This window comes from Pseudomonas veronii, assembly GCF_002028325.1.
Classification (GTDB): domain Bacteria; phylum Pseudomonadota; class Gammaproteobacteria; order Pseudomonadales; family Pseudomonadaceae; genus Aquipseudomonas; species Aquipseudomonas veronii.
In genome coordinates this window covers 6,399,023-6,423,487 of record NZ_CP018420.1, presented here as the reverse complement: position 1 = coordinate 6,423,487, position 24,465 = coordinate 6,399,023, and the positions used below count along the sequence as shown (strand labels likewise).

The 24,465-nt window shown below is 62.2% G+C and carries 23 protein-coding genes and 1 riboswitch; of the genes, 11 read left to right on the top strand and 12 right to left on the bottom strand.

Annotated elements, in window-relative coordinates:
- Position 1 precedes the first annotated feature (1 nt).
- Positions 2–766, top strand: a complete 765-nt coding sequence (gene madM, locus PverR02_RS29520) for a malonate transporter subunit MadM (protein WP_017844981.1) — start codon at positions 2–4, stop codon at positions 764–766.
- A 106-nt stretch (positions 767–872) separates the two neighbouring features.
- On the opposite strand, the gene PverR02_RS29515 is transcribed toward madM, so the two are convergent.
- Positions 873–1,793, bottom strand: coding sequence for a LysR family transcriptional regulator (locus PverR02_RS29515; RefSeq protein WP_017844980.1), 921 nt, complete (start codon positions 1,791–1,793; stop codon positions 873–875).
- 144 nt (positions 1,794–1,937) lie between these two features.
- On the opposite strand from PverR02_RS29515, the gene trhA reads away from it, so the two are divergent.
- Positions 1,938–2,555 carry a PAQR family membrane homeostasis protein TrhA gene (trhA, locus tag PverR02_RS29510; RefSeq protein WP_017844979.1) on the top strand — a complete coding sequence of 206 codons (618 nt, stop codon included), beginning with the start codon at positions 1,938–1,940 and terminating at the stop codon, positions 2,553–2,555.
- 142 nt (positions 2,556–2,697) lie between these two features.
- Here the strand turns inward: trhA and PverR02_RS29505 are convergent, their stop codons facing one another.
- The gene (locus PverR02_RS29505; RefSeq protein WP_017844978.1) at positions 2,698–3,600 is read right to left on the bottom strand and encodes a LysR family transcriptional regulator; all 903 of its coding nucleotides are present in this window, start codon (positions 3,598–3,600) and stop codon (positions 2,698–2,700) included.
- Between the two features lie 107 nt (positions 3,601–3,707).
- Here PverR02_RS29505 and PverR02_RS29500 point away from each other — a divergent pair, with 107 nt between their 5' ends.
- Both PverR02_RS29500 and PverR02_RS29495 read left to right on the top strand, forming a co-directional pair.
- The gene (locus tag PverR02_RS29500; RefSeq protein ID WP_079444862.1) at positions 3,708–4,949 is read left to right on the top strand and encodes a D-amino acid dehydrogenase; all 1,242 of its coding nucleotides are present in this window, start codon (positions 3,708–3,710) and stop codon (positions 4,947–4,949) included.
- A 27-nt stretch (positions 4,950–4,976) separates the two neighbouring features.
- Positions 4,977–5,879: a transporter substrate-binding domain-containing protein gene (locus PverR02_RS29495; RefSeq protein ID WP_079444861.1), complete on the top strand. Its 903-nt coding sequence runs from the start codon at positions 4,977–4,979 to the stop codon at positions 5,877–5,879.
- A gap of 18 nt (positions 5,880–5,897) precedes the next feature.
- On the opposite strand, the gene PverR02_RS29490 is transcribed toward PverR02_RS29495, so the two are convergent.
- Positions 5,898–6,617, bottom strand: a complete 720-nt coding sequence (locus tag PverR02_RS29490; protein ID WP_017844975.1) for a 16S rRNA (uracil(1498)-N(3))-methyltransferase — start codon at positions 6,615–6,617, stop codon at positions 5,898–5,900.
- Positions 6,618–6,656: 39 nt separating this feature from the next.
- Positions 6,657–8,063 carry an adenosylmethionine--8-amino-7-oxononanoate transaminase gene (locus PverR02_RS29485; RefSeq protein ID WP_046381777.1) on the bottom strand — a complete coding sequence of 469 codons (1,407 nt, stop codon included), beginning with the start codon at positions 8,061–8,063 and terminating at the stop codon, positions 6,657–6,659.
- Between the two features lie 272 nt (positions 8,064–8,335).
- Between PverR02_RS29485 and PverR02_RS29480 the strand changes: the two genes are divergently transcribed.
- Both PverR02_RS29480 and PverR02_RS29475 read left to right on the top strand, forming a co-directional pair.
- Positions 8,336–8,887 (top strand): cytochrome b, encoded by a 552-nt coding sequence (locus PverR02_RS29480; RefSeq protein WP_017844973.1) that lies wholly within the window; start codon positions 8,336–8,338, stop codon positions 8,885–8,887.
- 32 nt (positions 8,888–8,919) lie between these two features.
- Positions 8,920–9,516, top strand: coding sequence for a YceI family protein (locus PverR02_RS29475; RefSeq protein ID WP_017844972.1), 597 nt, complete (start codon positions 8,920–8,922; stop codon positions 9,514–9,516).
- Between the two features lie 146 nt (positions 9,517–9,662).
- On the opposite strand, the gene PverR02_RS29470 is transcribed toward PverR02_RS29475, so the two are convergent.
- The 5 genes from PverR02_RS29470 to ahcY all read right to left on the bottom strand — a co-directional run bounded on the left by PverR02_RS29470 (position 9,663) and on the right by ahcY (position 16,251).
- A complete protein-coding gene (locus PverR02_RS29470; RefSeq protein ID WP_079444860.1) occupies positions 9,663–11,573 on the bottom strand; it encodes a DEAD/DEAH box helicase in 1,911 nt (636 codons plus the stop codon).
- Positions 11,574–11,795: 222 nt separating this feature from the next.
- Positions 11,796–12,599 carry a substrate-binding periplasmic protein gene (locus PverR02_RS29465; protein WP_079444859.1) on the bottom strand — a complete coding sequence of 268 codons (804 nt, stop codon included), beginning with the start codon at positions 12,597–12,599 and terminating at the stop codon, positions 11,796–11,798.
- A gap of 63 nt (positions 12,600–12,662) precedes the next feature.
- Positions 12,663–13,745 carry a hypothetical protein gene (locus PverR02_RS29460; protein WP_079444858.1) on the bottom strand — a complete coding sequence of 361 codons (1,083 nt, stop codon included), beginning with the start codon at positions 13,743–13,745 and terminating at the stop codon, positions 12,663–12,665.
- A gap of 78 nt (positions 13,746–13,823) precedes the next feature.
- On the bottom strand, positions 13,824–14,669 hold the full coding sequence (gene metF, locus PverR02_RS29455) for a methylenetetrahydrofolate reductase [NAD(P)H] (RefSeq protein WP_017844969.1): 846 nt from the start codon (positions 14,667–14,669) through the stop codon (positions 13,824–13,826).
- Between the two features lie 172 nt (positions 14,670–14,841).
- On the bottom strand, positions 14,842–16,251 hold the full coding sequence (gene ahcY, locus PverR02_RS29450) for an adenosylhomocysteinase (RefSeq protein WP_017844968.1): 1,410 nt from the start codon (positions 16,249–16,251) through the stop codon (positions 14,842–14,844).
- Positions 16,252–16,272: 21 nt separating this feature from the next.
- Positions 16,273–16,379: riboswitch (S-adenosyl-L-homocysteine riboswitch) on the bottom strand.
- A 198-nt stretch (positions 16,380–16,577) separates the two neighbouring features.
- Here ahcY and PverR02_RS29445 point away from each other — a divergent pair.
- The 4 genes from PverR02_RS29445 (at position 16,578) to PverR02_RS29430 (ending at position 20,538) form a co-directional block, all read left to right on the top strand.
- A complete protein-coding gene (locus PverR02_RS29445) occupies positions 16,578–16,982 on the top strand; it encodes an acyl-CoA thioesterase (RefSeq protein ID WP_017844967.1) in 405 nt (134 codons plus the stop codon).
- Between the two features lie 98 nt (positions 16,983–17,080).
- A complete protein-coding gene (locus PverR02_RS29440; RefSeq protein ID WP_079444857.1) occupies positions 17,081–19,012 on the top strand; it encodes a patatin-like phospholipase family protein in 1,932 nt (643 codons plus the stop codon).
- 71 nt (positions 19,013–19,083) lie between these two features.
- Complete coding sequence (locus PverR02_RS29435) at positions 19,084–19,971, top strand: formate/nitrite transporter family protein (protein WP_017844965.1); 888 nt, start codon at positions 19,084–19,086, stop codon at positions 19,969–19,971.
- Positions 19,972–20,151: 180 nt separating this feature from the next.
- On the top strand, positions 20,152–20,538 hold the full coding sequence (locus PverR02_RS29430; RefSeq protein WP_046381781.1) for an MAPEG family protein: 387 nt from the start codon (positions 20,152–20,154) through the stop codon (positions 20,536–20,538).
- Positions 20,539–20,590: 52 nt separating this feature from the next.
- Here the strand turns inward: PverR02_RS29430 and mltA are convergent, their stop codons facing one another.
- Positions 20,591–21,775 carry a murein transglycosylase A gene (gene mltA / locus PverR02_RS29425; protein ID WP_046487957.1) on the bottom strand — a complete coding sequence of 395 codons (1,185 nt, stop codon included), beginning with the start codon at positions 21,773–21,775 and terminating at the stop codon, positions 20,591–20,593.
- A 129-nt stretch (positions 21,776–21,904) separates the two neighbouring features.
- On the opposite strand from mltA, the gene PverR02_RS29420 reads away from it, so the two are divergent.
- Positions 21,905–22,354, top strand: a complete 450-nt coding sequence (locus tag PverR02_RS29420; RefSeq protein WP_017844962.1) for a c-type cytochrome — start codon at positions 21,905–21,907, stop codon at positions 22,352–22,354.
- A gap of 5 nt (positions 22,355–22,359) precedes the next feature.
- On the opposite strand, the gene PverR02_RS29415 is transcribed toward PverR02_RS29420, so the two are convergent.
- On the bottom strand, positions 22,360–22,755 hold the full coding sequence (locus PverR02_RS29415) for a DUF1090 domain-containing protein (protein WP_046381783.1): 396 nt from the start codon (positions 22,753–22,755) through the stop codon (positions 22,360–22,362).
- A gap of 39 nt (positions 22,756–22,794) precedes the next feature.
- Positions 22,795–24,456 (bottom strand): NAD-dependent DNA ligase LigB, encoded by a 1,662-nt coding sequence (ligB, locus tag PverR02_RS29410; RefSeq protein ID WP_079444856.1) that lies wholly within the window; start codon positions 24,454–24,456, stop codon positions 22,795–22,797.
- Positions 24,457–24,465 lie beyond the last annotated feature (9 nt).

Sequence of the window (24,465 nt, the reverse complement as noted above, 5' to 3'; positions counted from 1 at the left end):
TATGTGGGCTCTCATTGAAAAGGGTTTGGAGCATAACGGCCTGGTCACTGCCTTTGCGTTCGTGGGCGTGGTGATGTGGATTTCCGTGGTGCTGTCCAAGCGTCTGACGTTCGGGCGCGTTCACGGCTCGGCGATTGCCATCGTGATCGGCCTGGTGCTGGCCTGGGTCGGCGGCACCATGACCGGCGGGCAAAAAGGCCTGGCGGATATATCGCTGTTCTCCGGCATCGGCCTGATGGGCGGCGCGATGCTGCGCGACTTCGCCATCGTCGCCACGGCGTTTGAAGTGCAAGCCACCGAAGCGCGCAAGGCCGGGATGATCGGTGTGATTGCGCTGCTGCTGGGCACGATCCTGCCGTTTATCGTCGGTGCAAGCATGGCTTGGGTGTTCGGTTATCGCGATGCGATCAGCATGACCACCATCGGCGCCGGTGCCGTGACCTACATCGTCGGCCCGGTGACCGGTGCGGCGATCGGCGCGACCTCGGATGTGATGGCGCTGTCGATTGCCACTGGCTTGATCAAGGCGATTCTGGTGATGGTCGGCACGCCGGTTGCGGCGCGTTGGATGGGCCTGGATAACCCGCGTTCGGCGATGGTGTTCGGTGGGCTGGCCGGTACGGTGAGTGGCGTGACGGCGGGGCTGGCGGCGACGGATCGGCGCCTGGTGCCGTATGGCGCGCTGACCGCGACGTTCCACACCGGGCTTGGCTGTTTGCTCGGGCCTTCGTTGTTGTACTTCATTGTGCGAGGGTTGGTGGGCTGACTTTGGGGTGTTGCGGTGATTGGGCTGGCGCTATCGGGGGCAAGCCCCCTCCCACATTGAAACGCATTCCAAATGTGGGAGGGGGCTTGCCCCCGATAACGGTCTGTCAGGCTGTCACCTGCCGATTGGCATACATCCGACACTCCGCCAACAACGCCAGCAAATTCGGATCACGCTCCTTGGCCTTCAAGAACACCACCCCGATATGTTGCTGCAACCGATACCGGGGTTGCAGCGGTATCAGCTTCACGCGGTTCTCATACACCGCCGCAATCCGCCCCGGCAGCAGCGCATAACCGACCCCCGAACTGACCATGCTCAGCAGGGTGAAGATGTCATTGACCTGCATCGCCACCTTCGGCTCGAACCCCGCTTGCTTGAACACACGGTTGCCGTCCTGGTGGGTGGCGAAGCCTTGGGTGAGGGTGATGAACGTGGCGTCGCGCACGTCGGCCAGGTCGATCTGCTGGTCGCGGTCGAAGGGCGAGTCGGCGGGCGTGGCGAGGAAGATGTCGTCGGAGAACAACGCGATCTGTTCGCAATCGGGGTCGTTGGCGCGTTCGTCGAGGGAGATCAGGATCGCGTCGACTTCCATGTTCTTGAGCTTATACAGCAGGTCGAAGTTGGAGCCGAGGATCAGGTCGATGTTGAGTTCGCTGCGGCGCAGTTTCAGGCCCATGATCAGTTGCGGCACGGTTTTCACCGTCAGCGAATACAGCGAGCCGAGCTTGAAGCGTTCGGCGGAGAAGCCGGCGGCTTCGCGGGTCAGGCGGATGCTGTCGACTGCGTCCTGCACCAGCTTTTGTGCGCGCTCTTCGAGCACGTAGGCGCTTTCCAGCGGGGTGAGGTTGCGGCCTTCATGCTTGAACAGCGGGCAGCGCAGGGCGTTTTCCAGGGAGTGGATGGCGCGGTGTACGCTGACGTTGCTGGTTTGCAGCTCGGCGGCGGCGCGGGCCAGGTTGCCGGTACGCATGAAGGCCAGGAAGATTTCCAGCTTTTTGAGGGTGAACTCTTCGTCGATCAACATGGCCGTGGCTCTTGTTCGAATGCTGCCGATTGTGCCCGCAAAACCGTGCGGCGTCGCCGGAACGTCATAAGGCCCTTGCACTCTTATGCGCAAGGCGGGACGCTTGTCAGCCAGCGGTCAACGGTTACGGGAGGTCAGTGACAGATGTACCACGGGGAACGATTCAACGCCTGGAGCCATTTGCTCGGTGCAGTCGCGGCGTGTGTGGGCGCGGTGTGGATGTTGGTGGTGGCGAGCCTGGACGGCAGCCCCTGGAAGATTGTCAGCGTGGCGATTTATGGGTTTACGTTGATGGTGCTGTACAGCGCGTCGACGGTGTATCACAGCGTGCAGGGGCGGCGAAAAGCGATCATGCAGAAGGTCGATCACTTTTCGATCTACCTGTTGATCGCCGGCAGTTACACGCCGTTTTGCCTGGTCAGTTTAAGAGGGCCGTGGGGCTGGACGTTGTTCGGGATCGTGTGGGGGCTGGCGGTGATCGGCATTCTGCAGGAGATCAAACCGCGTTCTGAAGCACGGGTTCTGTCGATCGTGATCTATGCGGTGATGGGCTGGATCGTGCTGGTGGCGGTCAAGCCGCTGATCGCCGCGCTGGGCACGGCGGGGTTTATCTGGCTGGCGGCGGGCGGGGTGTTGTACACCGTCGGCATTATCTTTTTTGCCCTGGAGGATCGCCTGCGGCATTCCCATGGGATCTGGCATCTGTTTGTGATCGGCGGCAGTTTGCTGCATTTCGTGGCGATCATGCACTACGTGCTCTAACGCACGACGCGGTCTAAAAAAATGTGGGAGGGGGCTTGCCCTCGATGGCGGTGTGTCAGTTGGCAAATATGCTGGCTGAACCACAGCCATCGGGGGCAAGCCCCCTCCCACATTGGTTCTTCAGTGGGGTTGAGGGCGCTGACTACAGGCGTTCGAGCAGCTCCCGGGCACGTTCACCGAAGATCTGCAGCAGGTTGGCCAACATGTGCGGCGGCGGTTCGTCGGCGCGGGTCAGGGCGTACAGGGTGATCGGCAGCGGCGGTGTGAGCGTGCGGATGCAGGTGGTCGCCGTCGACGCGCCGAGGGCGGTGAAGGGGTCGATGACGGTCAGGCCGGCGCCGGATTCGACCATCGCGCGGGCCAGGGAGTAGGTCTGCACCGAGAGGCTCACCCGTGGTGGCGGGTCGACTTTCTCCAGGTAACTGTCGAGCTTTGCCGCCAACGGGTCGGCGCTGGACAGGCCAATCAACGGCGCTCCCGCCAGCTCCGCCAACGGCAGCGGCTGGCGGGTTTGCGCGTCGCTCCAATAGCCCTTGGACGCCAGCGCGACCAAGGCTCCGTTGGCCAGCACTTGGGTGGTGAGCCCCGGGTGGCCGGCGAAGTTGAGGGTCAGCGCCAGGTCGATTTCGCGCATCAACAGCTTCTGCACCAACTCGCGGCTATGGTCGCTGGACAGTTCGCAGGCAATGTCCGGGTAAGCGCGCTTCCACTGCAGAATCGCCGGTGGCAGCAACGACAGCGCCAGCGCCGGGATCGCGCCGATCCGCACACTCTGCGCCGGCGACCGGCGCAGACTCTTGGCCAGGCGCCTTACGCCTTGCAGGCTTTCGCTGACTTTCTCGACTTCGCGTTCCAGTGCCAGGGCTTCCGGCGTGGGCTGCAATTTGCCGCGCACGCGTAGAAACAGCGGGAAGCCCAGTTGCAACTCGGCGTGCTGCAACACTTTGCTCACCGCCGGCTGCGAGACGTGCAGCAATTGCGCGGCGGCGCTGATGGAGCCGGTCTGGCGGATGGCCTGGAAGATTTCGATATGACGCAAGCGCATGGCGAGTCCATAACCTTTGCTTATAGGTGACCCATCTTTATTCATTGTCGCAGGCCTGTCACCTGCCCCTACGCTTGAGCCGTCTTATTCAACGGCGAGGAGCGGGGATGGCCAGGCAGGTTTGTATCATCGGGGGTGGGGTCATCGGCCTGGCAAGCGCCTACGCGCTGGTGCGCGCCGGGCATGACGTGACGCTGATCGACGCGCGCGACACCCTGGGCAGCGAAACCAGTTTCGCCAACGGTGGGCAGTTGTCGTATCGCTACGTTGCGCCGCTGGCCGATGCCGGGGTGCCGCTGCAAGCGCTTGGCTGGCTGCTGCGCGGTGATTCGCCATTGAAGCTGCGCCCGCGCCTCGACCCGCAGCAATGGCGCTGGATGGCGGCGTTCCTCGGCGCCTGCCGTGGCTCGGTGAACCGGCGCAATGCCGCCCACCTGCTGCGCCTGGCGAGCCTGAGCCAGGCCACCTTGGAGCAGTGGCGCGAGGATGATCGTCTGGACGGCTTCGACTGGCGGCGCAACGGCAAGCTGGTGACGTTTCGCAACGCCGACACCTTCGAGCATGCGCGCCGCAAGGTCACGGATATCCTGCAACAGCAGGTGCTGTCGGCGGCCGATTGCACCCGCCTGGAGCCGGCGCTGGCGAGCGGTGGTTTTGTCGGTGGGATCTACACGCCGAACGAGGAAGTGGCCGATTGTCACGCCTTCTGCCAACGCCTGGCGGCGCGCCTGCAAGCGTCGGGGCATTGTCGCTTCTTGCTGGGGCGCAAGGTCACCGGGATCCGTCACAGCGCCGGTGCGGTGCAGGCCATTGAGTTGGGCGAGGAGGTAATGCCGGTCGAGCAACTGGTCCTCGCCGCCGGGCATCGCAGCGCTGAGTTGGGGTTGCCGGGGCTGGCGCTGCCGCTGTATCCGCTCAAGGGCTACAGCCTGAGCGTGCCGATTGGCGCGCAGCATCGGGCGCCGAATGTGAGCATCACCGACTACGACCGCAAGATCGTGTACGCCCGGATCGGCGAGCAATTGCGGGTGGCGGCGATGGTCGATATCGTCGGTTTCGACGCCGGCCTCGAGCCCAAGCGGCTCGCGTTGATCAGGCGCCAGGCGGTCGAGACATTCCCCTTGGCCGGCGACTACGCCCACGCGGTCGAATGGGCCGGCATGCGTCCCGCCACGCCGACCGGGGTGCCGCTGATTGGCGCCAGCGCCTATCGCAACCTGTGGCTGAACCTGGGCCATGGCGCGCTCGGTTTTACCCTGGCCTGCGGCAGCGGCCAACTGCTGGCCGAACTGATCGGCCAGCACATGCCGTCGATTGATATGCAGGGCCTGGCGCCCCGCGCCGCTTGAATCGTCACACACCAACGGAGAATAACAATGAGAAAAATCCTGTTGATCGGTTGCACCCTGGGGCTTTTGTTCGGCGCGCCGGTTCAGGCGAATGAACCGCCGACAGAGGGCACGTTGAGTAAGATCGCCAGCACCAAGTCCATTACCTTGGGTTATCGCGATGCGTCGGTGCCGTTTTCCTACGTGGGCGACCAGAGCGGCAAGCCCATGGGCTATTCGGTGGACCTGGCCAACAAGATTGTCGAGCGCATCCAGCAGAAAACCGGGGTGGCCAACCTTAGCGTGAAGTACAACCTGGTGACTTCCCAGACCCGTATCCCGCTGGTGCAGAACGGCACCGTCGACCTGGAGTGCGGTTCTACCGGGGTGACCGCCGAGCGGCAGAAGCAGGTGGCGTTTTCCTACGGCTTCATCTACGTGAAGGGGCAACTGCTGACGGCGAAAGACAGCGGCATCCAAGGCTTCGCCGACCTCAAGGGCAAGAACGTGGTGACGACCGCCGGCACCACCAACGAACGCTTTCTCAAAAGTTACAACGTCGAGCACAACGGCAACCTGTCGGTGATCAGCGCCAAGGACCACGGCGAAGCCTTCAAGATGCTCGAGACCGGCCGCGCAGCCGCGTTCTATATGGACGATGCGTTGCTCTACGGCGAGCGCGCCAAGGCCAGGGACCCGCATCGCTGGGTGGTGGTGGGCGAGGAGCAGTCGCGGGAAATCTACAGCTGCATGGTGCGCAAGGACGATCCGCAGTTTCTCGCGGTGGTCAACGACACCTTGGGCGATCTGTACCGCACCGGTGAGATCAACGGGATTTACCGGCGCTGGTTTGAACAGCCGATCCCACCGAAGGGCCTGAACCTGGAGTTTCCGATGACCGCCGAGTTGAAGGCGATCTTCGCCACCCCGGTCAGCGACCCGGTGGAATAAACCCGCTCCTCGGGCCGGTCAGAAGTCGCCCCACAGTTGTTGGGCGACGGCCAGCGCGACGACCGGCGCGGTTTCGGTGCGCAACACGCGCGGGCCGAGGCGGGCGGCGTGGAAGCCGGCGTCTTGGGCGGTGTCGACTTCAGGATCGGTCAAGCCGCCTTCGGGCCCGATCAGGAACGCCAGGCTCGATGGCTTGGCATGGCTGACCATCGGCTCGGCCACCGGGTGCAGCACCAGCTTCAGGTCCGCCTCGGTCTGCTTCAGCCAATCGGCCAGTAGCAGCGGTGGATGAATCACCGGCACCGTCGAGCGCCCGCATTGCTCGCAGGCGCTGATCGCCACCTGGCGCCAGTGCAGCAGGCGTTTGTCGGCGCGTTCGTCCTTGAGGCGCACTTCGCAGCGTTCGCTGAAAATCGGCGTGATGGCGTTGACGCCCAGTTCGGTGGCTTTCTGAATCGCCCAATCCATCCGCTCGCCGCGGGACAGGCCCTGGCCGAGGTGAATGTGCAGCGGCGATTCGGCCTGCCCGGCGAATTGCTCGGTCAGTTGCACGCTGACGTGTTTTTTACCGACCTCCAGCAACGTGCCGCGAAACTCCTGGCCGGAACCGTCGAACAGTTGCACGGCATCGCCTTCGCCCATGCGCAGCACGCGGCTGATGTAGTGCGCCTGGGCTTCAGGCAGTTCGTGATCGCCGAGGCTCAGCGGGGTGTCGGTGAAAAAGCGGGACAGTCTCATGTCTGTTCTCTGGAAAAAATACAAAGCTTGAAGGGCAAATCAACCTGGATCGCGAAAGCCTGGGTGGAAGTCTTTGGGCACGGCAACGCTCACCTTGCTGTTGGTGGCGATATCGATCCCTTCGCTGGCCACTTCCGCCAAAAAGTCGATCTGCTCCGGCGTAATCACATACGGCGGCAGGAAGTACACCACGCTGCCCAACGGCCGCAGCAGCGCGCCGCGCGTCAGGGCGTGCTCGAACACCTTCAGGCCACGGCGTTCCTGCCAGGGGTAGGCGGTCTTGGTGGCTTTGTCCTGGACCATCTCGATGGCCAGCACCATGCCGGTCTGGCGCACTTCCGACACATGGGGGTGGTCCGCCAGGTGCGCGGTGGCCGTGGCCATGCGCTGGGCCAGGGCCTTGTTGTTTTCGATGACGTTGTCTTCTTCGAAAATATCCAGGGTCGCCAGGGCCGCCGCGCACGCCAGCGGGTTGCCGGTGTAGCTGTGGGAATGCAGGAAGGCGCGCAGGGTCGGGTAGTCGTCGTAGAAGGCGCTGTAGACATCTTCGGTGGTGACCACCGCCGCCAGCGGCAGGTAGCCGCCGGTGAGGGCCTTGGACAGGCACAGGAAGTCCGGGCGGATGCCGGCCTGTTCGCAGGCGAACATGCTGCCGGTGCGGCCGAAGCCCACGGCGATTTCGTCGTGGATCAGGTGTACGCCGTAGCGGTCGCAGGCTTCGCGCAGCAGCTTGAGGTATACCGGGTGGTACATCCGCATGCCGCCGGCGCCCTGGATCAGCGGTTCGACGATTACGGCGGCGACTGTGTCGTGGTTGTCCGCCAGGGTCTGTTCCATGGCCAGGAACATGTTGCGCGAGTGTTCTTCCCAGCTCATGCCCTCGGGGCGCAGGTAGCAGTCCGGGCTTGGCACCTTGATGGTGTCGAGCAGCAGCGCTTTGTAGGTTTCGGTGAACAGCGGCACGTCGCCCACCGACATCGCGGCGATGGTTTCGCCGTGGTAGCTGTTGGTCAGGGTGACGAAGCGTTTTTTGTTCGGCAGGCCGCGGTTGAGCCAATAGTGAAAGCTCATCTTCAACGCGACTTCGATGCACGACGAACCGTTATCGGCATAGAAGCACCGGGTCAGGCCTGCGGGCGTCATCGCCACCAGGCGCTCGGACAGTTCGATCACCGGCTGGTGGCTGAAACCGGCGAGGATCACGTGTTCCAGCTGGTCGACCTGGTCTTTGATGCGTTGGTTGATGCGCGGGTTGGCGTGGCCGAACACGTTGACCCACCAGGAGCTGACAGCGTCGAGGTAGCGCTTGCCTTCGAAGTCTTCCAGCCACACGCCTTCACCGCGCTTGATCGGGATCAGCGGCAGTTGCTGGTGGTCTTTCATCTGGGTGCAGGGATGCCACAGCACCGCAAGGTCGCGTTGCATCCACTGGTTGTTCAAGCCCATCGTCTATCTCCTCGAAGCGGTCCTGCGCCCGGCGCAGGCGAAACAATCGCGCAAGCCTATGCAATGGAGGCCCGTGTCACAAGCCATTGTGGGGCAATTCGCAGTAAACACAGGACGGTCTGTCACGTTTCTTAGGAATAGTCTTAATCCCTCGTTAACGTATTGTGCCTAGGCTTATGATCATATTTCTCGATATTTCAAAGCAAAAAATTGCGCTTTAATTCGATAGGTAAATCGTTAGTCTTGAGCACAGTTCTTACGGGATTAAGTACATGCAGCTACGTAACTCACCAGCCCGCTACGGCTGGGTCAGCATGGTATTGCACTGGGGCGTGGCCCTGGTGGTGTTTGGTCTGTTCGCCCTGGGCTTGTGGATGGTCGGTCTCGACTACTACAGCGCATGGCGCAAAGACGCGCCGGATCTGCACAAAAGCATAGGCATCACGCTGTTCGCCATCATGCTGGTGCGTATCGTCTGGCGCCTGATCAGCCCGCCGCCACCGGCGCTGGCCAGCTACAGCCGGCTGACGCGGATCGGTGCTGCATTTGGCCATGGGTTCCTTTATGTCGGCTTGTTTGCCGTGATGATCGCCGGTTACCTGATTTCCACCGCGGACGGTGTGGGTATCCCGGTGTTTGGCCTGTTTGAGATTCCTGCCTTGGTTTCCGGCTTGCCGGACCAGGCAGACACCGCAGGCGTGGTGCATCTGTACCTCGCCTGGGTGCTGGTGGTTTTCGCCGGCCTGCACGGCGTGGCCGCGTTGAAACACCACTTTATCGATCGTGATGCGACCCTCACGCGAATGCTGGGGCGCAAAGCCTGATGTTCAACCTCGACTCACAAGGAATAGAAAGCATGTTGAAAAAGACACTCGCTGCTCTGGCAATCGGTTCTGCTCTGCTGTCCGCAGGCCAGGTGATGGCCGCTGACTATGTTGTCGACAAAGAAGGCCAGCACGCCTTCGTCGACTTCAAGATCAGCCACTTGGGCTACAGCTTCATCACCGGTACCTTCAAGGACCTGGACGGCAAGTTCAGCTTCGATGCCGCCAAGCCTGAAGACAGCAAGATTGAGTTCAACGTCCGCACCGCCAGCGTGTTCACCAACCACGCTGAACGTGACAAGCACATCTCCAGCAAAGACTTCCTGGACGTTGGCAAGTTTGCCGATGCCAAGTTCGTCTCCACCAGTGTTAAAACCACCGGTAAGAATGCTGCGGGCCAAGTCACTGCCGACGTGACCGGCGACCTGACCCTGCACGGCGTGACCAAGCCGATCGTCGTCAAGGCCACCTTCCTGGGTGAAGGCAAGGATCCATGGGGCGGCTACCGTGCCGGTTTTGAAGGCACCACCAGCTTCAATCGCCAAGACTTCGGCAAGCAGATGGACCTGGGCCCAGCGTCCAACAATGTTGAGCTGTACGTGACGTTTGAAGGTGTGAAAGCGAAGTAACGCTTCACTTGTTGGAGCGAGCTTGCTCGCGAAAAACGTAGAGACACCGCGTTTTTTCAGGCTGCCAGCGTTATCGTTGACGACCTTCGCGAGCAAGCTCGCTCCTACAGGCAAAAAAACCCGTATCTCGCGATACGGGTTTTTTTTTATGCTTCGCGGTTGCGGGTCAGCAGCGCTGGTTTTTCACCACGAGGACGGCCTGGCAACTGATCCAGTTGCTCCGGTGTCGGGAAGCGGTCGGCTTTCGACTCCTTGTGGATGATCTTCGGCGCAGGGCCGCCGCGTGGGTTCTGCACCGCTGGCTCGGACAAGCGTGGCTGGTCGTCACGGGCCGGGCGGCGGTTGTTGCTGCGCGAGTCTTCGCGACGCGCCTGGCCATCACGCGGTGCGCCGTTACGCGGGCCGCTGCGCTTGGCCGGTGGCGTACCGGTGGTGCCGCCGCTGCTGTTGCGCGGGCCGTTCTGACGCGCGCCCTGTGGCTGGCCGCCACGCGGTGCGCCAGTGCCAGCGCCCGGAGCCGGAGCGCCTGGACGACGGCCACGGCCCTGGGCCGGTTTGGCCTGGGGCACGTAGTCGACGCGGTTACCGAAGTTATCCACATCGTCGTCGAGGAACTCGTCCGGCGCGCGGTCGGCGCTGGCGCGTGGCGGCTGGCTTGGCTGGCTTGGCTGGCTCGGCTGACGCTGTTCGCGGGCCGGGGTGCCTTCGCGGGGCTTCTGCTCGCGAGCCGGGCGTTCGCCGCGGCCGTTGGTCGGCGCTTTTTCCTTGCCGCCCTTGTCCTTGCCCTTGTCGCGACGACCGCCGCCGCCACCGCCGCCGTTCGGGCCATCGCCCTTCGGACCGCGTGGATTGCGTGGGTTACGCACGTCCGGACGCTCGCGCACCTCAGGCTTCTCGGCCTCAACGGTGCTGGCATCGAAGCCCATCAGGTCGCCGTCGGCGATTTTCTGCTTGGTCATGCGCTCGATGCTTTTCAGCAGTTTTTCTTCGTCCGGCGCAACCAGGGAGATGGCTTCGCCCGAACGACCGGCACGGCCGGTACGGCCGATACGGTGTACGTAGTCTTCGTCGACGTTAGGCAGCTCGAAGTTGACCACGTGCGGCAGTTGGTCGATATCCAGGCCGCGTGCGGCGATATCGGTGGCCACCAGGATGCGTACTTCACCGGCCTTGAAGTCGGCCAGCGCTTTGGTGCGCGCGTTCTGGCTCTTGTTGCCGTGGATGGCGACGGCGGTGAGGCCGTGCTTGTCCAGGTACTCGGCCAGGCGGTTGGCGCCGTGCTTGGTGCGGGTGAACACCAGCACCTGTTCCCACGCGCCGTGGGTGATCAGGTGCGCCAGCAACGAACGCTTGTGGCTGGCGGCCAGGCGGAACACGCGTTGTTCGATACGCTCGACCGTGGTGTTCGGCGGCGTGACCTCGATGCGCTCCGGGTTGTGCAGCAACTTGCCGGCCAGGGCGGTGATGTCGTTGGAGAACGTTGCCGAGAACAGCAGGTTCTGACGTTTGGCCGGCAGGCGGGCGAGGACCTTTTTCACGTCATGGACAAAGCCCATGTCGAGCATGCGGTCGGCTTCGTCGAGCACGAGGATTTCCACGTGGGACAAATCGACGCTGCCTTGGCCGCACAGGTCGAGCAGGCGACCCGGGCAGGCGACGAGGACGTCAACGCCACGGGACATGGCCTGAACCTGTGGGTTCATGCCGACGCCGCCGAAGATGCAGGCGCTGACGAACTTCAGGTCGCGGGCATACAGCTTGAAGCTGTCGTGCACTTGGGCGGCGAGTTCGCGGGTAGGGGTCAGGACCAGTACGCGCGGTTGGCGCGGGCCATGACGCTGGGACTTGTCCGGGTGACCATTGGGGAACAACCGCTCCAGAATCGGGAGGGCGAAGCCGCCGGTTTTACCAGTACCTGTCTGAGCCGCAACCATCAGGTCGCGACCTTGCAACACGGCGGGAATAGCCCGCTGTTGCACCGGAGTAGGCTCGGTATAGCCCGCTGCCTCGATGGCGCGGACTAAAGCCTCGGAGAGACCGAGGGAAGCAAAGGACATGAGTAATCCTGTTTTAGTTAGGGCTTGGCCCAAAGGGATAATCTTGCCGGGCGTGAATGGCGCTTAGGGGAGCGCAACCCCGTCCGGTCCTGCTGCGTCTGGCGGACACTCCAATGGCTCGCGCGGGCCGCAAAGCTGCGCAGTAGCTGGGTTGGGTGTCTTTTTCAAGACCTCAGCGGCCGGGCGTAAGCCTGGCGGGAAGGCCCGAGTATAACAGAGCAATCACCGCGCGCTGCTTTCCTGCTGCTCAACGGTGTGTTTGTGCAGTGTAATCGGCGCCGCTGCGCTTTGAATACCACCATATTTGGCGCTCAAGGCGGCGTAGGCCGGCTCTTGCTTGAAGCGCTTGAGTTCGGCGGCAAAGCGCTGCACCAGCAGGTCCATGCCCGCGCCACGGCGCACGGCGAGAAACTGCTGCTGGCGGCGGATCACGGCGGGCGCCTGGCTGACCTGGCCTTCCAGGCCCAAGGCCGCGATCACATGCTGGCCGACCCGGCGGTCAGTCACCAGCAGATCGATGCGGCCAAGCAGCAATTTGCCGAAGTTCGCTTCATGACTCGGCGCCGGCTCGCGTTGGAACACGCTGGACTCACTGAATTCGGCGCCGTACAGGTAACCCGGCGAGGTGCCCACGGTCAGCCCGCGCAACTCGTCAAGGGTCTGGACCGGGTGGGGCCGCTCATTGGCATAGAACAGCACGAACTCCACTTCCGACAGCGGTTCGCTGGGGTACAGCAGCAGGGCATCGCGTTCATGGCTGTGGAAAATGTCCAGCGCGCCGTCGGCGTGGCCTTGTTCGAGCATCGCCAGGCAGCGTTTCCACGGCAGGAATTGCCACTGCACATCGACGCCCAGGCGCTGGAACACGATCACCGTGGTTTCATAGTCCAGCCCGCGCATCGTGCCGTTGTCGTCATACACGTAAGGCGCCCACGGTTCGGTGACGATGCGCAATTTCTCGCCGTGAGCGGCCAGGCTCAGGCAAGTAAAAAGAGTCGCAGTCAACAGCTTCAGAAGGGCGGACATGGCCTGAGGTTACGATGCTCCTGAATGAAAGAGAAGCTCTGGCACGCGCATCTGCAAGGATCGTTATTTGACGGGCGAGGTTATCAAGTGTTCGTAGATCGCGCTGCGCCGCTCGCCCAGAATCAGCCTGACCACCGGGTTGGCGAACCAGTGCTCCAGTTGGTGGGCGTCGAGCGGACGTTGCTGGCGCTCTTCCTGATTCTGCCGCGCCTTGTCCCACCACACCGGGCCGCACGCCTGGTCGAACTCGTTCTCGTGCTCGTAGCAACCGTAGAGAACTTCGCGGATGAACTGCTGCTGGTGCTTGGGCAAGAGCAGGGTGATCAGTTTGTACATCAGGCGCTGCAAGCGCGGCGGGCGCGGCAGGTGCGAGGAAACCTGACGCGTGTCGGCCAGGGCCTGCGCGCTGGTGGGGGCGGCCGCATGCTTGGCGATCCACGCCTTGACCTTGGCGCGGAACAGCTGCTTGCGGCTCCAGTAATGGTGGATCAGGTCCGGGCACTCGCGCACATTCACGGTGCGGTAGGCGGCGATCGACAGGCAGAACTCTTCCAGGGTGTAGGCGCCCTGGGCGTGGGGGAACAGTTCGTCCATCAACTCGATGGAGCGATCGAGGATGTGCGCGTCCTGTTGCGTCAGGCCGATGACGCCGGAGTTGAGGGTCATCATGTCATCGTCGGCCACGCCCATGTCCAGCAGGCGCTGGTGCAGGGCGCTATAGAGGATGCTTTCGTGATTGTCGCCGTACTTGGTGTAGAAGGCGTTGCACAGCAGAGTGCCGGGTTGCACGCGCTCGAACAGGGCTGTGGGCGAATGGTGGAAGAAGGTGTCGGTGTCGATCAGCAGGGCTGTCGACGACTCTTCCAGCACCTGGCGCAGCACCACGTGTTTGGTGCGGAAGTGATAGCCGTGGGGCTCGCTCCAGCGTTTGCGGGTGGCGTCGTCCAGCGGGCGCACGCGTACCGGCAGCAGGCGATAGGGTTCGGGGTTGTCGCTGAATACCTGGATGTCTACGACGGCGTCCGGGGTGTCCTGCAGAAAAGCCAAGGCGCTGGCGATACTGAAGACGGCTTCCTGATGGTAGGTCTGGGCACCGAAAACCAGATACACCAGTTGCGGGCGGGAAGTCGAGGGCACTGTATTCATGGACTGCTGGGTTCCGTGGGCATGTAAAACGACAAAGGCCCTCGTAGAAACGAGGGCCTTGGCACAGCCGGGCAAACTTCAGCGTGGCAGCTTGAGGTTGTTCCAGATGGCAAGGCTAGGTTCAGCCTGGTTCAGGGTATAGAAATGCAGCCCTGGCGCACCACCTTGCAACAATTGTTCACACATCTCACTGATTACCTGTTCGCCGAATGCCTGGATGCTTTTGACGTCGTCGCCATAGGCTTCCAGTTGTTTACGTACCCAGCGTGGGATCTCAGCACCGCAGGCGTCGGAGAAGCGCGCCAGCTTGCTGTAGTTGGTGATCGGCATGATGCCTGGCACGATCGGGATGTTCACACCCATGGCCCGTACACGCTCGACGAAGTAGAAGTAGCTGTCGGCGTTGAAGAAGTACTGGGTGATCGCACTGTCGGCGCCGGCGTTGGCCTTGCGCACGAAATTCTGCAGATCGTCTTCGAAGTTGCGCGCCTGTGGATGCATCTCCGGGTAAGCGGCCACTTCGATGTGGAAGTGATCGCCGCTTTCTTCGCGGATGAAGCTCACCAGGTCGTTGGCGTAGCGCAGCTCACCGCTGGCCATGCCCATGCCGGATGGCAGGTCACCGCGCAGGGCGACGATGCGCTTGATGCCGGCGCCTTTGTATTGGGTCAGCAGGGCGCGCAGGTCGGCCTTGCTGTCGCCCACGCACGACAAGTGCGGCGCGGCGGGAATTTTGACTTCGCTTTCCAGCTGCAACACGGTGTTGATCGTGCGGTCACGGGTCGAGCCGCCAGCGCCGTAGGTGCAGGAGAAGAAGTCGGGGTGGTAGCTGGCCAACTGCTTGGCAGTCGCCATCAGTTTTTCATGCCCAGCATCGGTCTTGGTCGGAAAGAACTCGAAGCTGTAGCGACGGTCTTGGGACATGGTAATACCCTTGGAAACTCAGAAGCCGACTGTGCAACCCACCTGCACTGTAGGAGCGAGCTTGCTCGCGGAGAACGTCAACGATAACGCGTCAAACAGGCTGTACGCGGTGCCGTTGGGTTTTTCGCGAGCAAGCTCGCTCCTACAGGTTAGAGCAGGTGGAGCTGGTTACTTAGTAGCGGTAAGCGTGCGGCTTGAACGGACCTTCGACGGTCACGCCGATGTAGTCGGCCTGGGTCTTGGTCAGTTGAGTCACCACGCCGCCGAAGCCGCGGACCATTTCCAGGGCCACTTCTTCGTCGAGTTTCTTCGGCAGCACTTCCACGGTCAGACGCTCGGCTTTCTGGGCCGGCGACAGGTCGGCGTACTTCTGGCCGAACAGGAAGATCTGCGCCAGTACCTGGTTGGCGAACGAGCCGTCCATGATGCGGCTTGGGTGGCCAGTGGCGTTACCCAGGTTTACCAGGCGGCCTTCGGCCAGCAGGATCAGGTAGTCGTCGTTCTGCGGGTCGAAATCGCCCGAGCCGGTACGGTGAACCTTGTGTACCTGTGGTTTCACTTCTTCCCATGCCCAGTTCTTGCGCATGAAAGCGGTGTCGATTTCATTGTCGAAGTGACCGATGTTGCACACCACGGCGCGCTTCTTCAGGGCCTTGAGCATGTTGGCATCGCAGACATTCACGTTACCGGTGGTGGTGACGATCAGGTCGATCTTGCCCAGCAGGGCCTTGTCGATGCTCGCTTCGCTGCCATCGTTGATGCCATCGATGAACGGCGAAACCACTTCGAAACCGTCCATGCAGGCTTGCATGGCGCAGATCGGGTCGACTTCGGAGACCTTGACGATCATGCCTTCCTGGCGCAGGGACTGGGACGAACCCTTGCCCACGTCACCGTAGCCGATCACCAGGGCTTGCTTGCCCGACAGCAGGTGGTCGGTGCCGCGCTTGATCGCATCGTTCAGGCTGTGACGGCAGCCGTACTTGTTGTCGTTCTTGCTCTTGGTCACCGAGTCGTTGACGTTGATGGCCGGGATTTTCAGCTCGCCCTTGGCCAGCATGTCCAGCAGGCGGTGTACGCCGGTGGTGGTTTCTTCGGTCACGCCGTGGACGCGGTCGAGGATCTGCGGGTACTTCTTGTGCAGCAGCTCGGTCAGGTCGCCGCCGTCGTCGAGGACCATGTTGGCATCCCAAGGCGCGCCATCTTTCAGGATGGTTTGCTCCAGGCACCATTCGTACTCTGCTTCGGTCTCGCCTTTCCAGGCGAATACCGGGATACCGGCAGCAGCGATGGCGGCGGCGGCCTGGTCTTGTGTCGAGAAGATGTTGCAGGACGACCAACGCACTTCGGCACCCAGGGCAACCAGGGTTTCGATCAGCACGGCAGTCTGGATGGTCATGTGGATGCAGCCGAGAATCTTCGCGCCCTTGAGCGGTTGCTCGGCGGCGTACTTGCGACGCAGACCCATCAGGGCAGGCATTTCGGATTCGGCGATAAAGGTTTCGCGACGGCCCCAGGCAGCGAGGGACATGTCGGCGACTTTGTAGTCGTTGAAATCTGCAGGCGTAATTACAGCGCTCATGAAGAGCCTCCATTCGTAGTGTGCGAATGGGCGCCGTTGTGCGTTTAGTATCAGGCCAGGACAACCAGGCCGGACAACGCCCCATCCGAGCCTGACAGGTCTAACCTGCTGCAGCGCCCCTCGGACAGGTGGCGGGAGAACGGTATCAACTGAAGATGACCGTTTTGAAGCGGGTGCGATTATAGCTGTGTATGCGGCACTTCCCAAGCCTTTCTGTCGGCGATATGAAGATCCCGCATGGGGGCGATAGGCAATGGCGCATAGAGCTTGCGCCCAGGCTCTGCCATGATATTGCCCATCATTCGGCAAGACGCTTTGGAGTGACCATGAACTTCCACACCCGCAAATGGGTAAAACCTGAAGACCTCAACCCCAACGGCACCCTGTTCGGTGGCAGCCTGCTGCGTTGGATCGACGAGGAAGCAGCCATCTACGCGATTGTCCAATTGGGCAACCAGCGCGTGGTGACCAAGTACATCTCCGAAATCAACTTCGTCAGCGCCTCGCGCCAGGGCGACATCATCGAGCTGGGCATCACCGCCACCGATTTCGGCCGCACCTCCATCACCCTGACCTGTGAAGTGCGCAACAAGATCACCCGCAAAAGCATCCTCACCGTGGAAAAAATGGTCTTCGTCAACCTCGGCGAAGACGGTTTGCCCGCGCCTCACGGCCGGACCGAGATCAAATACGTGAAAGACCAGTTCAAGGAAGACAGCCCTCCTGCGTAACCGCACAGCGGTTTGATTGCTTTACCAAATCATTCCGCGTGGATCTTTCCCAGGCTTTCTCACGACTCAGGACTACGTTCTGTATCGAGAGCCTATGTATGAAAGTGTCGTCCAATCCGGCTGAGCAGATGCAGCCGCTTTCGCTCCAGTCATCGCAAGCCCCCCTCAGCCAAGACGTGAAAACCACGTTGGTTGAGGCCGCGGGACCGCGCAAACTGAGTCTTTCCCGCAATATTGACGGCCAGGTGGAGGTGGTGTTGTCGCCGCCACCGCCCAGCCATCTGGTGCTTAGCGGCGGAGGTGCCAAAGGCATTGCCTATCCGGGAATGGTGCAGGCGCTGGAGGACAGTGGGAAGCTGCAAGGTATCCAGGTTATTTCCGGCTCATCCGCCGGCGCGATTTCTGCCTCGTTGCTCGCCAGCGGCATGAACGCCGAGGTCTTCGGCAAGCTATCGAACCGCATCGACCTGCCGAGCCTGTTGAACAGCGACGACCCGTTGACAGCCTGGCTGCAAGAGGCCAGTGCTCGCCTGGGCAAACTCACCAGGCGCTTGCCAGGCCCGGCGGGCAATATCTCTCAATTGTTGCTGACCATGATGCCGCGCCTGCAAACCGAGGCGCGTCCCTTGGAGCAATTGCTGCGCGATGAGTCGCGCCAATCGGTCCTTGCCCATATCGCCGCTACGCCAAGGGCCACCCGGCCTGGTGAAGTCATGAAAATCGCCGACCGGATCAGCGCCGGCGAGGCTCCGACGTTTCGCGATCTTGAGGTGTTGAACCGACATATCCCGGCGATCAAACCGCTCAATATCACCGGCACAGGGATGTTCGACGGCCGCCCGCAACTGGTGACGTTCAACGCCAGCCTGACCCCGGACATGGACATCGCCCGCGCCGCACACATTTCGGCGTCGTTGCCGGTGCTTTTCAAGCGCCCTGCCGAGCAGGGGCATGCCTTCCAGGAAACCGCCGAAGCCACTGCCTTCCAGGACGGTGGCCTGCTGCTCAACACGCCGGCCCCCGGGGTGATCGAGCCCTCGTTTGCAGAAAGCCCGTTGAGCCAGCACGAGTCGCTGATCGTCAAGTTTGAAGCCGAAGACGCAGCGACGCCGAAAAAAGGCGGCGGTTTCTTCAGCAGCCTCGTCGACAAGCTGACGGGAACGCCCCATGCGTCCGCCGAAGCCTATCAAAATGAGCGGCTCAAGGCGTTTGCCGAGCAGACCGTGGTCCTGCCGCTGAAGACGGATAAGGGGGACTTTCGCGGCACGCTCAACGGCACCGTGAATTTCACCATGAGCGCGCAAGACAAGCAGCATCTGCAGGCACAGGCGCGCAAAACCGTGGCGGCGCACTTGGAACAACGCGACACGGTGCGCGAGCATCACACGTTCGCCTCGTTGGATGACGCGGTGCTGGCAATGGACGATGCGATGCTGGCCAGTGCGCAGGCAACCTTGCAGAAAGACCCGGCCGCCGCCGCGGTGTTGATGTTCAGACAGAACGCACAACAAGCGCTGCAAACCCTGGACAGTGCCATTGCCAAGGTGAACCAGGCCCACGACACCCTGATCTTCACACCTGAGTTGTCTGCCGCGCTGCGTAACCTGGATGTGCTCGCCAGCCGGCCTGAGCACGTCGAGTGGCTGGGGCGTCGATTGAATGCTGCGGGGCAGCGCAATTTTCAGCAGTTGTTGCAGGTGGCGGCCAAGCAGGCTTCGGGCGCCTCGCCGATGTCCAGCGTCATGGCCAGTGCGGTCGCCGAAATGAAACGGCGCGACATCGCGGTAAAGGCCGAAAATTTCACCCGCGAGGTCATCTACCCATCGCTGTACCGGCCGGGCCAGACCGACGCCAATGTCGACTTGCTGCAACGCGCTGCGGCGGATTTGGCCAAGGCGACCACCCCCGCGGCGTTCAACCGGGTGCTCGACGAGATCATTCGGCACTACGGCGCACGCAACAAGCCCTGGTCAAAACCGTTCAGCTCGACCACGGTGGAGATGGCCAAGGCCTGGCGCATACCGGTTTAGTTGCCAGGCCACTGAACAGCCATCGCTCCAGCCTGTCGTAGCTACAGGTACCCCTTGGACTCTGGAGCATCATGGCCACGCACGACGACGGCAAGACCCCCAACCTGTCGAAGGAAGAGCAGCACGACGTCGACAAGAACCAGCCACCCCGCGCGGCGGTGCTGCATGAAATCATCCGCACCCAGGGCGACCAGGAACTGGAGCGCACGGTGGCGGCATTGTGGTGGTCGGCGCTGGCGGCCGGCCTGACCATGGGCCTGTCACTGATGGGCATGGGCCTGCTCAACTCGCGCCTGCCGGACGGTGAAGGGTTCAAAGTCATTGCCAGTTTCGGTTACTGCGCGGGCTTTTTGGCGGTGATTCTCGCGCGTCAGCAGTTGTTCACCGAAAACACCCTGACCGCAGTGCTGCCGGTGATGAGCAAACCGACCCTGGCCAATGCCGGGCGCTTGCTGCGGCTGTGGACGGTGGTGCTGGTGGGTAACCTGTGCGGCACCTTGCTGGTGGCTTATGTGATGCTGCACCTTCCGATCTTCGATACCAAGACCGACCAGGCCTTCCTTGAGATCGGACGCAAAGTCATGGAAAACGCCCCCGGCCAGATGTTTGCCAAGGGCATCGTTTCCGGCTGGATGATCGCCACCATGGTGTGGATGATTCCGTCGATGGAAAGCGCCAAGCTCTGGATCATCATCCTGATCACCTACTTGATGGCGCTGGGGGATTTCACCCACATCGTGGTCGGCTCGGCGGAAGTGTCTTACCTGGTATTTGCCGGTGAACTGCCGTGGAAGGATTTCTGGCTGATATTCGCCGGGCCGACCCTGGCCGGCAATATCATTGGCGGCAGCTGTATCTTTGCGCTGATCAGTCATGCGCAGATCCGCAGCGAAAGCAGCTTGCCGGGTAAGGTTGCAGCGGACCCGAGGCATCCGCAGCGGATCAATAAGGATCAGTGAGCGGCAGAATCAACGCGCTGCCGACACGGAACCCATGGCGGTTGGGGGTGTGCGTTTTGATGAGCTACGCTTGGGTGCTTTGGGCCATGCGGTTGGACGCAGAGCCTGTGGCTGGATGCGGGTCGGCATGTTCGTGATAAAGCGTTGATCGCCTTGATAAAACCAAAAAAGGAATGAGTGATGACTGTCGCTTTCTGGTGTGTATTGATCGCAATCTTTCTGCCGTACCTGTGTACCGGTGTGGCCAAATTCAGTGGCGGCAAGTTCGGGCCACGGCAGAACCATGACCCGCGTGCCTTCCTCGATACCCTGGAAGGCTTCGCCAAACGTGCCCATAACGCGCAACTCAACAGCTTTGAAGTGACCCCGGCGTTTGCTGCCGCAGTGATCATCGCGCACCTGGCCGGCACCGCCGAACTGGTCACGATCAATGTCCTCGCGGTGCTGTTTATCACCAGCCGCCTGCTGTACATCATCTGCTACCTGGCGGATTGGGCCATCCTGCGCTCGCTGGTGTGGGCGGTGGGCATGGCGCTGATTGCGAGTTTCTTCTTCGTCTCGATCTAACGCTTGCCGCAGTGTGGGGGCTGGCTTGCCCCACACTGTCGATCAGCGTCTGTCAGGTGCCGGCCGGGGCATCCGGTACCTGGGGTAATGCGGCGCCCTTCGGCCACAACATCCAGATCTGCCCCTGCTGCTTCATATTCCCTGCCAGTTCGCCTGCGGCCGCCCCTGTGCCCCAGAACAAGTCTGCGCGCACTTCGCCGGTGATTGCGCCGCCGGTATCCTGCGCGGCGACGGGGCGCACGATCGGCGCACCGTCCGGGCGTGTGGTCGACAGCCACAGCAGGCTGCCCAGCGGAATCACCTTGCGATCCACCGCCACGCTGTAGCCGGCGGTCAGCGGCACGTTCAGCGAGCCGCGAGGGCCTTCGTTGCTGTCGGGGCGGGCGCTGAAGAATACGTAGCTGGGGTTGCTCGCCAGCAGTTCCGGAATGCGCTGCGGATGCGCCTTGGCCCAGGCGCCGATGGCACCCATGGTCACGTCTTCTTTCTTCAGTTCGCCTTGCTCCACCAGCCAGCGGCCGATAGGACGGTAGGGGTAGCCGTTCTGGTCGCCATAGCCGATGCGCAATTGGCGCCCGCCTGCCAGTTGAATCCTCCCCGAACCCTGGATCTGCAGGAACTGCAGGTCCATCGGGTCGGTCAGCCAGGCGATCGGCTTGGCGGTGGAGCCTTGGCCGTTGATCGTGCTGGCGTCGTCATACGGCTTGAGTACACGACCTTCCAGGCGGCCGCGCAGGCGCTTGCCCTTGAGTTCCGGGTAGATGCTTTCGAGGTTGACGATGATCAGGTCGTCCGGCACGCCGTACACCGGCACATGGGCGGTGGGGGTTTCGGTCAGGCTGCCGGGGTAGACGGGTTCGTAGTAGCCGGTGATCAGGCCGTTCGGTGTGTTGTCGGCCGAGCGCAGGCCGAATACGTCCAGGCGTTCCTTGAGAAAACCGCGAACCGCCGCGGCATCGCCTGGCACCGCCGTTGCCGCCGCGCAGGTCGTGCCCCACACCGGGTCAGCCTTGAGGCGTTGGCAGGCGCTGCGCCAGGACTCAAACCCGGCCAGCAGTTCGCTGTCGGACACCGCCGGCAGGGCTTCCCACGGTGCGTTCACATAGGTGGCCACCGCATGGGGTTTGATTGTTTCATCTTTGTGCGTGTCCTTGCCCGCATCGCAGCCGGCCAGCACCGCGATCATCGGTAGAGCCCACGCCAGACGGCGGCTCCAGGGTTTCAAAGCGATATTCATACAAGCAATTCCTGAAGCGATTGCCCGTGCGTCGACGCGTTTGGGCAACCCTTATCGTTAATAGGGCTATTGGTCTTTGCGGGTGGGGCGAGGATACTGGCCGCCGTTTCCCGTGACCTCGAAGCCACCATGACTTTTAAAAAACTGACTGTTGTACTGCTGGCCTGCCTGGCGCTGTCCGCCTGTGGCGGCGTTGATCCGAATTCGCCCCTGGGCCAGCGCAAAGCGATCTTCAAGCAAATGCTCAAGACCGGCGAAGACCTGGGTGGCATGTTGCGTGGGCGCATCCCGTTCGACGGCGCGAAGTTCGCCGAAGGCGCGGTCAAGCTCGATGCGTTGTCCCATGAGCCATGGAAGCATTTTCCGAGCGTGCGTGAGGAAGACCACACCAGCGCCAAGGACGACGTCTGGCAAAAACAGGCGCAATTCCAGCAAATGGCCCGCGACCTCGAAGCGGCCACCGGTGAATTGGTGATCGCAAGCCAGGTGCAGCCTTACAAGGCCAGTAACCTTTCGCCTGCAGTGCAGAAAGTCGAAGATGCCTGCAGCGCCTGTCATAAGCAGTTCCGGGACCACTGACCGGTTTACTGGTCGAGTTCTTCCACCGCGTCTTGCAGTGCTTTGCGCGACTCGGCCAGTTTGTCCTTGCGTTTGTTGATCTTGTCCGCGTCGCCTTTTTTCATCGCCTTGTCGAGGTCGGCCTGACGGCGGCTGACGTCATGCTTGGCGTCGAGCACCTTGTTTTCGCGCTCCTTTTTCAACGCCGCGTCGTTGCAGTTGGCCGTGACTTCACTCAGGGCTTTCTCCAGGCCGGCTTGTTGTGCGCTGTCGCCATGGGCCTTGGCCTGTTCGATCTGGGTGCTGATGGCCTGGCGCTTGGCGGCGCAGCCGGTCAGCGGGGTTGCTTCTTCGGCTGCCAGCAGCGGCGTCGCCATGAAGCATGCGACGGTCAGCAGGGCAAAAGGGGCTAAAAATTTCATATGGAGCTCCAAAGTCGCAATCTGATGGCCGGGTCGGGTTCAAAACCCGTCTATTCCGGCCACGCGTAGTGTCTCAGCCAAAGCCTGTATCTGCGGGTCGCGAAAAAAAGCGCTGAGTTGCGCCGCGCGGCCCGGGCCGATGCCATCCAGGGCCAGCCAGGCTTGGGTGTCCTTGGCAACCAGCGCCTGCCAGCCGCCTTCCAGGTTATTGCGTGCCGCAGGCGGTACACCCAGGGCTTTGAGCCATTGAGCGAAAGGCCGTTGCCGCGCGCTTTGGATACTGTCGAGCACCCGCGCACGGCTGCGATCGCCGAAGCCCTCAATGTTAGCAAGCTCTGCCGCATCGAGGGTCAACCAATCGAGGAAGCCTGCGATTAGACCGGCCTGGATCAATACGTTCCACGTCTCCCGGCCCATATGCGGCAGGCCCAGGCCCTGGTTGCCGCTCAACCAGGTCAGGCGCGACAGCAACTGCTCTTCGCAGCCAGGGTCCAGTTGCCAGCAACTCAGGGCGTGAAAGTCCCGGGCGTTGGGGACTTGGATGTCCACTCGGGTCTCGTTGCGCAGGACCACCTCGTCCAGTCGCGGGATGACCTGGCCGGCGAGGCTGATGGCGACCTGATCGCCGGGGCGGATATCCAGGGTTTTCCAGCGTTGCAGGGAGCCGGTGCTGACGCGGCTGATCTGCCGGTCGTCCAGACGCACCGGTTCGAGTTCCAGGATAGGGGTGATGCGCCCGGTGCGGCCGATGTTGAACTGCACCTTGCGTACCAGTGCGAGAGCCTTGGCGGCGGGGTATTTCCAGGCGACTGCCCAGTAAGGCGCACTGACCTGCCAGCGCTTGGCGGGTGCGCGCGTGGCCTGGTGCAGCACGACGCCATCACTGGCAAAAGGCAGTGGATGGTTGTACCAGTAGGTGCGCCAGCGGGCGGCGCCGACGATGTCCTGGATGGGCCGGCTGTAGCGTTGGCTGTCGATGAAGCCCCAACCTGCCAGGGTGGCCAGGCGCTCGGTGAAGTCCGCCGGGCCATCGGGCCAGGCCCAGACAAACAGACCGATCCCGGCGGCCTCGGCGTCGCTCAACTGTCGACGGTTCATCAAACCGGCCACCTTGCTGCGCGCATTGAGCCCGCCCAGGCTTGATTGCACATGGTCGTCGAGACGCCAATAGAGCTCACCTTGCAGCACCAGGTCGATGGGCTCCGGTAGTTGCTGGACGATGCCGGGGATTTTTTTCGCGCAGGCCGACCAGTCCTGGCCGAGCAAGCCGTCGCCCCGGCTGATCACTTGGTGCAGGCGCCCCTGGCGGTACACCAGGGTCACGGCGACACCGTCGACCTTGGGCTGGACCCACACATCTTGGCGAACCTGGAGCCATTCGCCGACGGCGTGTTCGTCGAGCAATTTGTCCAGGCCCGTATGGGCCACCGGGTGCGGCGAGGTGCCCCGTGAGCTGGCCAGAGGCTTGTCGGCCAGCGCCGCCGGTTGCGGGAAACACCGTTGCCAGTGAGCCAGGCGCTGGCGGGCCTGGTCGTAGAGTTCGTCGCTGATGGGCGAATGGCCGAGCCGGTGGTAACTGTCGTCCCAGAGGCTGATTTGCCGAGCCAGCGGGCCGATTTGTGCCCGTGCGTCATCGGGGCACTCTTCAGCCCTGGCCAACCCGGTTAGAACACTGAGTAAAAGAACGATCAGCAAGCGCATCGGGAGCAT